The 12,437-nt window shown below is 67.4% G+C and carries 12 protein-coding genes and 4 pseudogenes; 10 read left to right on the forward strand and 6 right to left on the reverse strand.

Going from position 1 to position 12,437, the window contains the following annotated elements:
- Positions 1–110: 110 nt before the first annotated feature.
- From CJ179_RS34040 to CJ179_RS34050, 3 pseudogenes are all read right to left on the reverse strand, one after another.
- Positions 111–1,236, reverse strand: a pseudogene (locus tag CJ179_RS34040) (IS110 family transposase); the annotation flags it as partial.
- A pseudogene (locus tag CJ179_RS53125) lies at positions 1,236–1,426 on the reverse strand (IS110 family transposase); the annotation flags it as partial. The pseudogenes CJ179_RS34040 and CJ179_RS53125, both read right to left, overlap by 1 nt.
- 179 nt (positions 1,427–1,605) lie before the next feature.
- A pseudogene (locus CJ179_RS34050) lies at positions 1,606–2,181 on the reverse strand (rhodanese-like domain-containing protein); the annotation flags it as partial.
- Here CJ179_RS34050 and CJ179_RS34055 point away from each other — a divergent pair.
- The 3 genes from CJ179_RS34055 to CJ179_RS34065 all read left to right on the forward strand — a co-directional run bounded on the left by CJ179_RS34055 (position 2,119) and on the right by CJ179_RS34065 (position 4,798).
- Entirely contained in the window at positions 2,119–3,000 is an 882-nt protein-coding gene (locus CJ179_RS34055; protein ID WP_167372259.1) for a hypothetical protein, read from the forward strand. The pseudogene CJ179_RS34050 and the gene CJ179_RS34055 overlap by 63 nt on opposite strands.
- 108 nt (positions 3,001–3,108) lie before the next feature.
- The gene (locus tag CJ179_RS34060) at positions 3,109–4,419 is read left to right on the forward strand and encodes an integrase (RefSeq protein ID WP_095864296.1); all 1,311 of its coding nucleotides are present in this window, start codon (positions 3,109–3,111) and stop codon (positions 4,417–4,419) included.
- The gene (locus tag CJ179_RS34065) at positions 4,409–4,798 is read left to right on the forward strand and encodes a hypothetical protein (protein ID WP_083395997.1); all 390 of its coding nucleotides are present in this window, start codon (positions 4,409–4,411) and stop codon (positions 4,796–4,798) included. The genes CJ179_RS34060 and CJ179_RS34065 overlap by 11 nt, the downstream gene beginning before the upstream one ends.
- Before the next feature lie 210 nt (positions 4,799–5,008).
- Here the strand turns inward: CJ179_RS34065 and trxA are convergent, their stop codons facing one another.
- Positions 5,009–5,383 carry a thioredoxin gene (gene trxA, locus CJ179_RS34070; RefSeq protein ID WP_095864297.1) on the reverse strand — a complete coding sequence of 125 codons (375 nt, stop codon included), beginning with the start codon at positions 5,381–5,383 and terminating at the stop codon, positions 5,009–5,011.
- A 44-nt stretch (positions 5,384–5,427) separates the two neighbouring features.
- A complete protein-coding gene (locus tag CJ179_RS34075) occupies positions 5,428–6,807 on the reverse strand; it encodes a rhodanese-like domain-containing protein (protein ID WP_072949900.1) in 1,380 nt (459 codons plus the stop codon).
- A 595-nt stretch (positions 6,808–7,402) separates the two neighbouring features.
- Between CJ179_RS34075 and CJ179_RS34080 the strand changes: the two genes are divergently transcribed.
- The 4 genes from CJ179_RS34080 to CJ179_RS34095 are packed head-to-tail and all read left to right on the forward strand — an operon-like array spanning position 7,403 to position 9,244.
- Positions 7,403–7,672, forward strand: a complete 270-nt coding sequence (locus tag CJ179_RS34080; protein WP_072949827.1) for a metal-sensitive transcriptional regulator — start codon at positions 7,403–7,405, stop codon at positions 7,670–7,672.
- 30 nt (positions 7,673–7,702) lie between these two features.
- Positions 7,703–7,951 carry a DUF2892 domain-containing protein gene (locus CJ179_RS34085; protein WP_072949829.1) on the forward strand — a complete coding sequence of 83 codons (249 nt, stop codon included), beginning with the start codon at positions 7,703–7,705 and terminating at the stop codon, positions 7,949–7,951.
- Positions 7,952–8,011: 60 nt separating this feature from the next.
- Positions 8,012–8,425 carry a DUF302 domain-containing protein gene (locus CJ179_RS34090; RefSeq protein WP_072949831.1) on the forward strand — a complete coding sequence of 138 codons (414 nt, stop codon included), beginning with the start codon at positions 8,012–8,014 and terminating at the stop codon, positions 8,423–8,425.
- 45 nt (positions 8,426–8,470) lie between these two features.
- Positions 8,471–9,244 carry a sulfite exporter TauE/SafE family protein gene (locus CJ179_RS34095; RefSeq protein WP_072949832.1) on the forward strand — a complete coding sequence of 258 codons (774 nt, stop codon included), beginning with the start codon at positions 8,471–8,473 and terminating at the stop codon, positions 9,242–9,244.
- Between the two features lie 278 nt (positions 9,245–9,522).
- On the opposite strand, the gene CJ179_RS34100 is transcribed toward CJ179_RS34095, so the two are convergent.
- Positions 9,523–9,708: a hypothetical protein gene (locus CJ179_RS34100; RefSeq protein WP_072949834.1), complete on the reverse strand. Its 186-nt coding sequence runs from the start codon at positions 9,706–9,708 to the stop codon at positions 9,523–9,525.
- Here CJ179_RS34100 and CJ179_RS34105 point away from each other — a divergent pair.
- From CJ179_RS34105 to CJ179_RS34115, 3 genes and pseudogenes are all read left to right on the forward strand, one after another.
- Positions 9,673–9,967: pseudogene (locus CJ179_RS34105) on the forward strand (DUF3703 domain-containing protein). The gene CJ179_RS34100 and the pseudogene CJ179_RS34105 overlap by 36 nt on opposite strands.
- Before the next feature lie 144 nt (positions 9,968–10,111).
- Positions 10,112–10,390, forward strand: coding sequence for a hypothetical protein (locus tag CJ179_RS34110; protein WP_072949836.1), 279 nt, complete (start codon positions 10,112–10,114; stop codon positions 10,388–10,390).
- Positions 10,390–11,877 carry a multicopper oxidase family protein gene (locus CJ179_RS34115; RefSeq protein WP_072949838.1) on the forward strand — a complete coding sequence of 496 codons (1,488 nt, stop codon included), beginning with the start codon at positions 10,390–10,392 and terminating at the stop codon, positions 11,875–11,877. The genes CJ179_RS34110 and CJ179_RS34115 overlap by 1 nt, the downstream gene beginning before the upstream one ends.
- Positions 11,878–12,437: the final 560 nt, after the last annotated feature.

A 12,437-nucleotide genomic window follows, 5' to 3' on the forward strand; every position in this document is an offset into this window, starting at 1 on the left:
CCCTCTACAGCCTGCGATGAACCTGAATCGTTAAGCCGAAGAATCCAACAGAAACAGGCAACTGACCAGACTCAACCCGGACCCCTCGGCTTAACGAAAACCTCGGCGTAATCACGGTAGAAGTCACCGTGGGTGAGCATGTTCCAGGCGGCGACGAGCATCGCGTGCTCCACCGCCACGACTGCCTTCATCGGCCCCCGATGCGCGGCGATGCGCCGAAACTTCGCCGAGAAATAGGTTCCCTTGGAGCGGGAGACGGCGAGGGCGGCGGCGGGCGAGGGCGCCCTTGAGATACCGGTTTCCGGGCCGGGTCTTCGTGGATTTCACCCGACCGGCCGACTCGTTGGACCCCGGTGCGGCGCCCGCCCACGACGCCAGATGCCCGGCGGTGGGGAACACCCGCATGTCACCGCCGGTCTCGGCGATGAATATCTCGGCGACGGTCGTCGAGAAGCCCGGGATGCTGATCAGCAGGTCCCGGGCCGGCCGAAAAGGTGCCATAGCCTCGTCGATGCGGGCCGACAGCTTGTCGATGTCGGCGGTGTGGGCGTCGATCCGGCCTGGGAACAGCCGGGTCATGAACGCGTGATGGGCGCTGAAATGCCCGGTCAGGGCCTCGGTCAACACCGGAATCTTCGACCGCAGTCGTCCCTTGGCCAACTGGGAAAGTTGGACCGGATCGTTACGGCCGTCGATGAGCGCCTCGAGCATCAACCGCCCGGAGACCCCGGTGACATCGGTGGCGACGGAAGACAGTTTGATCCCCGTGTCCTCGAGCAGCTTTTCGAGTCGTTGGATCTCCCGGGTCCGCTCGTGGGTGATCATGGTGCGGGCGCGGGTGAGATCGCGCAGCACACGAATCGGTTCCGGTGGCACGAACGAGGCCCTGACCAACCCGTGCGCCCCGAGATCGGCCAGCCAGGCGGCATCGGAGACATCGCTCTTGCGGCCCGGCACGGTCCTGACGTCACGGGCGTTGACCAGCATCACCTCGAGGAGTTCCTCGAGCAGGTAGTAGAACGGGCGCCAGTAGTTGCTGGTGGCTTCCATCACCACGCAGGTGACCTTCCGCTCGAGTAGGTGCTCGCGCAGGGCGAGGATCTGGTTGGTCATCGCGCCCCACGTCGTCACCGTGGAGGAGGTGCGTCTGTTGCCGCGGCCCTGGATCCGCACGCACACCTTCGCGTCCTTCTTGGAGATGTCGATTCCCGCGCATCGCGGGTGCACCACGTCCATCACCGCCACCGATCCCGGGCGTGGTTGGGGTCGTAGCGTTGGCAGGTGGCCAGGCAGTGGTGTAGTTGTCCGAGGAATTTGCTGAACAGGTTGCGTAGGGCTGCGGCGTGCCCGTCTCCGGCGTCGCGGCGGCGGTCGTAGCGCGCTCTGGCGTGGGCGAGGCGGTCAGTGCGGCGAAGGTCCATATGTACCGAGGCAGGCCCCCACGTGCACACGGGACGGTTGTCACCGGTGTATGTATGGTCGGCGCGCATCAGGGCGTGGTCGCCAGGAGTTGCTTCCAGCGTTCCGAGCCCCGATTCCACGGGTGAAGATGGAAGTGGCCTCCGGTCTTCCGAAAACGCTCAGCACCCCTTGATATTCGGATGCCTAAGGCCTGATGATGTCGGTGTCCTTCGCGTTGTCGTAGTCGTCGTTGATCAGCAGGGTGGTGCGTTCGGGCCGGTCGATCATCGACGCGGCGACGGAGGCGCGGTAGCCGGAGGCGCAGTGCACCCAGACCTCACCGGTAGGTATCTCGCCCATACGGCCGAGGAGTTCGTGGAGGGGAATGTTGATCGCTCCGTCGATGTGGCTCTCGGCGTGCTCGTTGCGTTGGCGGACGTCGAGCACGGTGATGTCCTTCTCGCGTAGTGCCTTCGCGAGGCCGGGGAAGTCGGCCACCCGGTGGGAGCGCAGTTCGGTGCCGGCGACGAGGGTGCGGATTTCGCCGACCGCAGCGCCGGTGAGGTCGTCGATCCCGATGCGGACCAATTCGCGGCGGGCGTCGGTGACCTGGTTTTCGTTCTCGCCGATCAGGGTCAAGGGTGCACCCCACCGGTAGAGCCAGCCGAGGTAGGTGACGAACGAGTCCGACAGCTCGAAGCCGAGGGTGCCGCCGAGGTGGCCAGCGGCGAAGGCGGTGCGCTCACGCAGGTCCACCACCCATTCCCCTTCCTCGATGCGGCCAATCTCGTCGACAACGGCCCGGGCAGTCCGGGACGGCTGCTGCGCAACGTCATCGAAGCCACCGAACCGGCCCGGCAGACCCTGGCGGTACTCGGCCGGCCCACTGACCAGCTGCTGTTCTACCGCACCGCGTGTCCGTCCCGCCGCGGACAGGAATTCGCGTTCGGCATCGCCAAAAACGTGGAGGTCGGGACCGAATCGGTGAGCCTGCGCCGGTTGCGGCGCACAGTGCAGGTGCTGATCCGCAAGGAACCCGCCCAGAACGCCCACCAGACACACGACACGGTCTACATGCTGCGGGATCCGGCCAGCCGAGACGCCGCCGGCGAGACGATCACCCAGGGACTCACCGACGCCGCCGAGCACGCCCACCTCCTCGGTGCGATGCGGCTCGTCCTCGGCACCGACGCCGAGACCTTGGTCGAGTTGTCCGACGATCCCGAACTCGCGGCTGCCATCCAACGAGGCGACCTCGACACCGCCACCGCGGCCTGCGCCGATTTCACCCACAGCCCACACAACGACCCCGGCCTACCGTGCACCGCGTCGTTCCTACTGTGCTTGGCCTGCCCGAACGCGGTCGCCACCCGACGGCATCTGCCGCGCCTGGTCCACCTGCACGACGGGATGACCGAACTGCACGCCGTCCTGGACACCACCGTATGGGACCGGCAGTGGCAGCAGCACTTCGAGCGGATCTCCGCGCTGTTGGACACCCACACCACCGCAGTCGAACGATCCGACGCCCGCGCCCGGGTCACCGATGCAGACCGCACGACCATCGACCGGCTGCTCCGCAGGACCTTCGACGCATGACCACCGCGGACGCATCGAACCCCGGCTGGTACACGACGCCGATCCCTTCCTCGATCCGCATCGACTGCCCGACACCTACGACGCCGACTCCGTATCCCGGTTCGCCCGATGCTCGCGGTCTCCTACCTCGCGGGACGTGCGAACGCCAGCAAGGAGCAGGCCAGCTCCGCCGTTCGGGCCTACGGACCGCACCTGCCCGTGGCAGGCGAGGCACCGCTGGACAGCCCCATTCGGGGGCGCCTGGACGGGCGAGCGTGGCTCGAGCACATCACCTTCCACGAGGCCCCGCAGCTCATGCACCGACTGTCCACCGCCTGCCTGATCGTCATCTTGTACCTGACCGGGATGAGACCCGGTGAAGCGCTCGAACTGCGGGTCGGGTGTTGCCCGGAACCCGGACCCGACGACCCGCGCCCCCACGGCTACCAAATCCACGGCAACTACTTCAAGGGCGCCCGCGACGGCGACGGCAAGCATGTGGTCGGTGGGCTTCCCCGGGACACGCCCTGGACCGCGATCGCGCCGGTGGTCCGCGCGGTACGCGTGCTCGAGCGAATGGCGGATGGGCCGTTGTTGTTCCCCGTGAAAACTGCCTGGGCCTCGACCACGTCGGGCTCCCGGAAGCGGCGTGGAGAGGCACTGACCTGTCAGGGCGCCAACGCGCGGATCTCGGCCTTCACCACATGGCTGAACGACTACACGGCCCGCACCCGCCCCGACGAACGCATCCCCGACGACCCGGTTCACGTCAACCGCTTCCGGCGCACCCTCGCCTGGCACATCGCCCGCCTGCCCGGCGGCCGCGTCGCGCTCGCGGTGCAGTACGGACACCTGCGCGCCTCCACGGTCACCGACGGCTACGCCGGACGAGCCCGCGACGGACTACGCCGGATCCTCGACATCGAAACCGCCCGCGCCATGGCCGACTACCTCGACACCGTCGCCGACCGCCTCCACCGCGGCGAACACGTCTCCGGACCCGCCGCCCGCCGCCTGATCAGCGCCGCCACCGGAGCCCGGAACCGATTCGAGGGCATGTTCCTGACACCCAAGCAGGCGCGCGCACTGCTCGCCGTCCCGCAATTCCACGTCTACGACAACCCGGAGGCGTTCCTCGCCTGCAACTACGATCCAGCCAAAGCGCTCTGCCACCCGGACCGTACCCATCCAGCAGGGCGATCGAAATCCCCGGCGATCGACCGGTGCGATCCGGCCTGCGCGAACATCGCGCGCACCGACACCCACATCGCCGCACTGCGCAGCGAGATCGCCCGGCTCCGCGAAGAAATCGTCGAGCCGGCCACCCCGATGCCGCTGCGCGAACGCCTCGGTCAACGAGCAGCCCAACCTGGACAAGCTCTCGAGCAGCACGAGCGGACCCGTATCACGAACCGCGAGGAGACCGACGTTGACCGATGACGACCGGCGTGCCATCACCGCGGCCATGCAACGACTGTTCGCCGGAACACCGCTGCGCTCGTCCGGCAAGCTCGACATCGTCAGCCTCGCGCAAGAAGCCGGGGTGAAACGAAACAAGCTGACCCGCAAGCACACCGACCTCAAGGATCTCTTCTACACGCAGCGACGAACCCGCGACGGCGTCCCCGACAACGAGGTCAAGCTCCGCGAGCAGATCGCCGCCCTGCAGAAGACCAACCAGTCGCTGCGAGACGAACGGGACCGCTGCCGCCTGGACCAGCGAAACGTTCGCTCGCGCGTTGCACGTGCTGACCATCGAGAACGACAACCTCTGCCGCGACTCACCCAGCCGACCGTTCGGCCCGCGGTCAGCGGCTGAAGAATGAACGCAGGGTGCGACGCTGTTCCTGGACCGGGGCGGTGTCCTGACCGCAGGTGCAGCGATCGGCGGTAGGCACAGAGCGCATGACAGCGTCTACGTGTCGGCCGCAGCCGCCCCAGCCGGTGTTGCCGCAGTTCGGGCAGGTGACGGGGTAACACACGGGGATCCTCCTGGGTACGAGTACGGGGCTCGGGTAAACGGGTCTGGTCAGGCGCCGGCAACTGCGCGTCGTTCGGCGACCGTCGCGTGGACCCGAGCCATGTCGAGGGCCTTCACCTGGCCAATCAGGTCGTCGAGGGCGGGCGCAGGCAGCATGCCTGGCTGGGAGTAGACGAGCACGCCTTCGCGGAAGGCCACGATGGTGGGGATCGACCGGATGTTCGCCATGGCGGCGAGTTGGTGCTCGGCTTCGGTGTCGACCTTCGCGTGCACGATATCTGGATGCATAGCCGAGGACTTCTCGAACACCGGGGCGAAGGCGCGGCAGGGTCCGCACCAGGAGGCCCAGAAGTCGACAAGCACGATGTCGCTGTCGGCGATCGTGTACTCGAAGTCCACGAGGGTGAGATTTTTCGTTGCCATCGGTTGGGCTCCTTGTCGATCGGGACTGCGTGTGGCCTGAACGATCAGGCGGGGACGTGAGCCTCGGCCCAGGCGTTGTAGCCGCCGAGCAGGTCGGACACGTTCTCGAAGCCCTGCGCCCGCAGCAGCGACGCGGCCACACTCGACCGCCAGCCACCGGCGCAGTGCACCACGATCGGCTTGCCGGTGGGTACCTGCTCCAGCCGGGTGCGCAACTGTGCCAACGGAATCGGCACGGCCCCCGGAATCGTCCCGAATTCCCGCTCGCCCGGATTGCGGATGTCGACCAGGGTCACCGCATCGGCGGGGAGCAGCGCGTCGAGCTCGTCGACGGTAGTGCGACGCGCCACCTGCACGAGATCCGCCAGCTCGGCGGGAAAAAGTCCGTCGCGGCCGACGGTGAGGTAACCGAGCGTATCGTCCGAGCCGATCCGCGCCAGCCGCACCGCCGCGTCCTGCTCCTCGCCCGGGTAGGTGATCAGCACCAGCTTCTCGCCCACTTCGGCGACCATCCCGCCGGTTTCGGCGAACCGGCCGTCGAACCCGACATTGACCGAGCCGTGCAGATGCCCGGCTGCGAAGTCGTCCACGCTGCGCGCGTCGACCAGCCGGGTGCCGGCGACGAGTTCGGCGCGCACCCGCTCCGGCGAGAGTTCGGGGATGGCCCGGTCTTGGGCGAGGAGAGGGTGGACCCGCTTGTTCATCGCGGCGTCGACCGAGAAGTAGGACGGCGCCGCGGGTTGGCCTTCGGTGACCAGCGCGACGAAGGCGTCCTCGCTCATCGGCTGCACCGACGGATTGGTGGCGCGCTGCTCCCCGATAGTGGAGGTCAGCTCGGTCGAGAGGTTCTTCCCGCAGGACGAGCCGGCGCCGTGGGCGGGCATGACGGTGACCTGGTCGGGCAGGGTCAGCAGCTTCTCGTGCACCGTGCGGTACATCGCTCGGGCCAGGTCGGTGGTGGATCCGTGGCCGAGGTTGACCAGGTCCGGCCGGCCCACGTCGCCGATGAACAACGAGTCGCCGGTCAGCACCGCGGTCGGGGTCACTCCCGCCCGCTCGCGCACCAGCACCGAGATCGACTCCCAGGTGTGTCCCGGGGTCGACAGGATCTCAAGCTCGACCTCGCCGAGGCGGATCTGCTCGCCGTCGCGTAGGCGGCGGATCGGGTAGTCGGTCTCGGCGGCCTCGCCGAACCCGATCCACGCCCCGGTTGCCTCGACCAATTCGAGGTGGCCGGAGACGAAGTCCGCGTGGAAGTGGGTGTTGATCACACCCTCGATGCGCAACCCGTGCTTGCCGGCGTCGTCCAGGTACTCGCCGATGTCCCGGCGCGGATCGACCACCACTGCTCGGCCGGTGCTCTCGTCACCGATCAGGTATGACGCGTGCGACAGGCACTCGATGTAGTACTGCTCGAGAATCATGCGTTCCTCCATCGGGTCGATGTCGTCCTCGGCAAGAACAACCTTGCCATATACCCCCCAGGGTATGTCAAGTACCCCCTGGGGTATCTATCCGATCTCGGCACCTCTGTCCGTGGAGTTATTCGACGGCGGAAGTCGCCACCCGACTCAGGCCCGATCCCCGGTTCAACTCCCCACCCGCTCCCGTCCGGCCGCCTGCGTGAGACACCCACGGCAACGCCCATTTTCAGTCGGCCCTCGGCCCCTCGGTCCCTCGGTCCCTCGGCCCCTCGGCCCCTCGGCCCCTCGGCCCCTCGGCGCCCCGCTGCCCCCAGCCTTGGAGGAGAGGAGCTTGCGTCCCGACATACCCCCGGGGGTACAGTAGTCGGCGAAGGGGATATACCCCCTAGGGCATCAAGGAGTTGAGGATGCGTGAGACAGACCTCGGTGAAATTCGCCGTGCGCTGGGCCCGACGGAGTTCCCGTCGTGGATGTGCGCGAGCCGGTGGGAGTACGTCGACGGGCACGTACCTGGGGGCCAAAGCGCACACGCCACTACCCGCCCGAAGATACCCCCGGGGGTAAAGTGGTGAGAGGTCTAGGAAAGGAACCCGCCATGGTCGGCGACGAAGACAGCATTGCGTTGGTACTCAATCGGCTCCGCCGTGCACACGGGCAGCTCGCGGGGGTGATCGCCATGATCGAGCAGGGACGCGACTGCAAGGACGTCGTCACTCAGCTCGCCGCGGTCTCCCGGGCCCTGGACAAGGCGGGGTTCAAGATCGTCGCGACCGGCCTGCGCGAATGCCTCACCGGCGACACCGCCGAGGGCAAGGAACCGATGACCGAAGGCGAACTCGAGAAGCTCTTCCTCGCCCTCGCCTGAGAAACCGATCAACCGACAGGAAAGGCGACCATGACCGACACACTCCATGCTCGCAGCTGGACGGTCGAGCGGGTGGTCCCGTTGCTGGCCGGAGTCATGGTGCTCGCGAGCATCGCGCCCACACTGGCGTTCTCGTCGTGGTGGCTGTTGCTCACCGCCTTCGTCGGCGCCAACCTGCTGCTGTTCGGTGCGGTGGGATGGTGCCCGGCAAGCCTGCTGCTGCACCGCCTCGGCGTACCGCGCCTCGCTGCGCCGGGTCCCGCCCCATCGGGGCGATGACCGGCGCAGCTAACCGACCGATCCCATCGGTCTTCTCCGAGAGAAAGGCAGAGCACGCTCATGACGCTCGCATTGTCGACCACCCTGCACACCTCATTTGCCGACGCGGTGGACCGCACCCGTCAAGCCCTGGCCGATCAGGGTTTCGGGATCCTCACCGAGATCGACATGAAGGCCACCCTGAAGGCGAAACTCGGTGAAGACATGGAGGACTATCTGATCCTCGGTGCCTGCAATCCGCCGCTCGCGCACCGGGCGGTCACCGTGGACCGGCAGATCGGACTGCTGTTGCCCTGCAACGTCGTCGTCCGCGCCGACCCCACCGATCCGGGCACGGTGCTGATCGACGCGATGAACCCGCAGGTGATGATCCAGGTCGCCGACCAACCCGGCCTCGGAGCGGTCGCCGACGACGCCACCGCCGCGTTGCAGGCCGCCATCGAAACCCTCTCCCGGGACAGCGGCAACCGGTAACCAGACCCGACCCTGCACACATAGGTTGGTGGCGTAAGGAGTTATGTGGACATAACGGTCGCACTCGCGCTCGGGGCGATCATCGGTGTCCTGCTCGGACTCCTCGGCGGCGGCGGATCAATCCTCGCCGTCCCGGCCCTGGTCTTCGGCCTCGGTCTCGACCTCGAACAGGCCATTCCGATCTCCCTACTGGTGATCGGTGTCGCTTCTCTCGTCGGAGCCATCCCGAAAATTCGCGAGCACCAGGTGAATTGGCGCATGGCCGGGGTATTCGCCGCCTGCGGCATTCCCGCCACCTTCGCCGGCAGCGCGGTCGGGCGCCTGCTGCCGCAAGCGGTGGTCATGGTCGGTTTCGCCGCCGTGATGGTCGCCGCCGGGGTCCGGATGCTGATGGACCGGGGGGACACCGGCACCGCCTGCGAGGTCGGGGACTCGGGGATCGACTGGCGCCGCTGCGCCCCCCGGTCCATCCCAGCCGGAGCCACAGTGGGCTTTCTGACCGGCCTGTTCGGTGTCGGCGGCGGCTTTCTGATCATCCCCGCCCTGGTGCTGATGCTCGGCCTGGAGATGTCGGTCGCGATCGGTACCTCGCTGGTCATCATCGTCGCGAACTCGGCGGCCGGCCTGCTCTCGCACCTGAGCGGGGCGAGCATCGACTGGGTGATCACCGCCGCGTTCGCGGGCACCGCTATCGCCGGGTCCCTGATCGCCGGTCATTTCGGCACCAAGGTCGACACGGACCGACTGCAGCGCTGGTTCGCCTATCTCGTTTTCGTCGTCGCCGCGTATGTGCTGGTCGACACGATTCTCCTCCGCTGACGCGACGGCCGACCGCAGCACCGTTTCACCTATGCCCTCCCGGGTATATGAACACCAGAGAATATGTCAGGAAGGTACGAGTCATGGTGCACCCCGAACCCTGATCGGCGAGAACGAAGACCAGGTCGCCGACGCCCGCGCGGGTCGACCTCGATCAGCTCAACGCCCACCGGTTGCTGTGTTGCGGTCATGATGTCCTTCTCCTGTACTGTCTCGGGCGAGAACACCGGGCAGATAGTTGCTGCCCGGTGTTCTCTTGTTTTCCGGGTGGTTCCTCGTCAGCGAGGGGCCGGGGTATCGGCGGCGCCGTCCGCCTGCCGTGCCATCTGCCACCCGGTGGCGAAGCCGTCGTTGAGGGTGTCGAGTTCGGCGGCCATGTAGCCGAACTCGATGCCTGCACGTTCGGCGAGCACACCGGCGGTGAATCCCTGCTCGCGGATGATGCGGACCGTGTCCTCGGTCATCTCTGGTGGTCGCACCTCGAGCGCGCGCACATCCTGTCCCAGCCCTACCCGTGGCCGCACACCCGCAACCACGCCGCCATGCTCGTGCTCGCCCTGCGCCAACACGACCGCCGAGAAGCCCTTGGCCAGGTGGTACGGATCATAGTCGCAGCCCGGGGTCCGCTCTCGGCTGTTACCCGGAAGGCAATACCGGACCCGCGCCGGCCTGATGACACCCGTGCCGATTCACGCCGACCTCGCCGAAGCCCTCGCCGTATAGGCGTGACCAACCCGGGCGCTTGAGACGCCGATCGGTCAGTCGCACGTGCGCACCCGACCCCCGGCCTATCGTTGGTTGTGACGAGGGCGGCAGGCGCGCATGTCACTGCCCGAACAGGTGCCCCGGAAGTAAATGAGGCGGCAAATGCGTTACGACAACTGTGGAGGGATGGGTGGCAGCTGGGTGTGGCTGTTCGGCGCTTTGCTGGTGGCTGGGCTGGTGCTGCTGATCGTGGTCGGAGGACTGCTGTTGTATCGCGCAACATCTCGACCCGACAGCCACATCACGGACCGCACCGGCCGGCACCCCGCGCCGCCGGCGCAGGGCCGGGCCCGCGAGATCCTCGAGGAGCGTTTCGCCCGAGGTGAGATCGACGCCGAGGAGTTCCGTGACCGGCGACGCATGCTCGACGGCGGCGATTGATGGAACCGATCAGCCGCCGCCGCGCACTGCAACTCGGCGGCCTGGGCCTGGCCGGCGTGCTGACCGGCGCGCTCGGATTGGTCTGGCAGGGTAGCCGCGGCACCCGATTCGACGCGGCGGCGGGTGCGGAACTGTCCGAACCGAGCGTGCTCTCGAGCACCGGCGGAGAACTCGCGCTCGCCCTCGAGGCGGCCGAGGGGAACCTCCCGGTTGCCGGGGGCCGGGCAGGGGTCCTCGGGTTCAACGGCGGCGTACCCGGCCCCACCCTGCGCATCCGGCCCGGTGACCGGCTCCGGGTGACGCTGCGCAACCGCTTGACCGAACCGACCAACCTGCACCTGCACGGGCTGCACGTCTCCCCGGCAGGCAACGGCGACAACCCGTTCCTGCGGATCGAGCCGGGCCAGGACTTCGATTACGAGTACCGGCTGCCCGACACGCACCCGCCCGGGGTGTACTGGTACCACCCGCACCACCACGGCCTCGTCGCCGATCAGATCTTCGGCGGCCTGTACGGGGCCATCATCGTCGACGACACCGAGCCGATGCCGGTCACCCGGGAGCGGGTGCTGGTGATCTCCGATCTGACTCTCGACGGTGCCGGGCGGATCGCTCCCGTCTCGATGATGGACCGGATGCTCGGCCGGGAAGGCAATCTGGTGTTGGTCAACGGCCAGCACCGTCCGACCATCACTGCCGCACCCGGCACGCGGGAGCGGTGGCGCATCGTCAACGCCTGCGTCAGCCGCTACCTCCGGCTTCGACTGGACGGGCAACAGTTGCAGTTGCTCGGACTGGACTCGGGCCGCTTCACCGCGCCGCGGCCGGTCGAGGAGATCGTGCTGGCCGGTGGGAACCGCGCCGACCTGGTGGTGTCCACCACGCCAGGATCTGCGCAGCTGCTGACGCTGCCCATCGACCGGGGCGCCATGGACATGATGGGCATGGGAAACGCCGACATGCGCGATAACCCGCCGCGCGGCCAGGACGCGACCGAGACGATCCTCGCCGCCCTGGAGATCTCGGGTATTGCCGGCCCACAACCTGCACCGCTACCCCCGCAGCCCACACCACGCGACCTCAGAGGCGAAACCGTCGCCGCCACCGCGACGTTCACCCTCGACGTGGGAATGGGAATGGGCGTGGGCATGGGTGCCGGTGGGATGCGGTTCACGATCGACGGCCGAGAATTCGATCCCGACCGCACCGACCACACGGTACGGATGGGCACCGTCGAGGAATGGACCCTCGTCAACAATTCCCCCATGGATCACTCGCTGCATCTGCACGTGTGGCCGATGCAACTGCTGCGCACCGGCGGGCGAGAGGTCACCGAGATCATCCGCCAAGACGTGGTCAACCTTCCCGCCCGCAGCCGGGTGACGGTCCGCGTGGCGTTCGACGACTACCCCGGCCGCACCGTCTACCACTGCCACATCCTCGACCACGAAGACCTCGGCATGATGGGCGTCGTCGAAGCTCGATAACCCACCCCACACCGAGAACGAGCTCCAACGGCGCGGGTCAGGTCAGCGGCAGGGATTCACTGACATCCCAAGCCGGGACCAGAATTCGTGCGGCGATCAACCCAGCTGGGGTCAACTCAGGTGAGGCACCCAGCGGACCTTCGCCCCAGGCGGGATTGCAGCCGGGAATTGCGCCTCGTCCGCCAACTCACCTCGACACAACACGGCCACTTTCTGGGGAAGGTGCGACACCGGCCTGCGATTTCTCGACCGCGCCTGGGCGCAGTCGGCTGCCGACGCCGTCAACAATGGCGTGCCCAGGTGGGTCTACGTCGCCGAATCGCTTCTCCAGGCATTCACCGACTCCATCGAGTTCACGACACCGCCACAGGAAGACGAGCCTGGGGAGCAACTGGGACGAACCTGAGCGACCTCCGTGCGGTCTCTGGGTTGTGTCTCCAAGAGCGACTTCGACGCTTGAACATGCCTCTCATCCCCGAGGTTGTCGTCGATCGCACACTCGCCACCTCTTCGCGGTCTGCGAAGTGCTCACGGTGTCGTCGGGGTCGGGATGGCCGGTG

Origin of the sequence: Rhodococcus sp. ACS1, from assembly GCF_002300155.1 — a bacterium.
GTDB lineage: Bacteria > Actinomycetota > Actinomycetes > Mycobacteriales > Mycobacteriaceae > Rhodococcus_F > Rhodococcus_F koreensis.

What these genes read in the sequence shown, in the direction of transcription:
- CJ179_RS34060 (WP_095864296.1), top strand. Translation starts at nt 3,109, where the DNA reads ATGCTCGCGGTCTCCTACCTCGCGGGACGTGCGAACGCCAGCAAGGAG.
- trxA (WP_095864297.1), bottom strand. Translation starts at nt 5,383, where the DNA reads ATGGCAACGAAAAATCTCACCCTCGTGGACTTCGAGTACACGATCGCC.
- CJ179_RS34075 (WP_072949900.1), bottom strand. Translation starts at nt 6,807, where the DNA reads ATGATTCTCGAGCAGTACTACATCGAGTGCCTGTCGCACGCGTCATAC.
- CJ179_RS34080 (WP_072949827.1), top strand. Translation starts at nt 7,403, where the DNA reads ATGGTCGGCGACGAAGACAGCATTGCGTTGGTACTCAATCGGCTCCGC.
- CJ179_RS34085 (WP_072949829.1), top strand. Translation starts at nt 7,703, where the DNA reads ATGACCGACACACTCCATGCTCGCAGCTGGACGGTCGAGCGGGTGGTC.
- CJ179_RS34090 (WP_072949831.1), top strand. Translation starts at nt 8,012, where the DNA reads ATGACGCTCGCATTGTCGACCACCCTGCACACCTCATTTGCCGACGCG.
- CJ179_RS34100 (WP_072949834.1), bottom strand. Translation starts at nt 9,708, where the DNA reads ATGACCGAGGACACGGTCCGCATCATCCGCGAGCAGGGATTCACCGCC.
- CJ179_RS34110 (WP_072949836.1), top strand. Translation starts at nt 10,112, where the DNA reads ATGCGTTACGACAACTGTGGAGGGATGGGTGGCAGCTGGGTGTGGCTG.
- CJ179_RS34115 (WP_072949838.1), top strand. Translation starts at nt 10,390, where the DNA reads ATGGAACCGATCAGCCGCCGCCGCGCACTGCAACTCGGCGGCCTGGGC.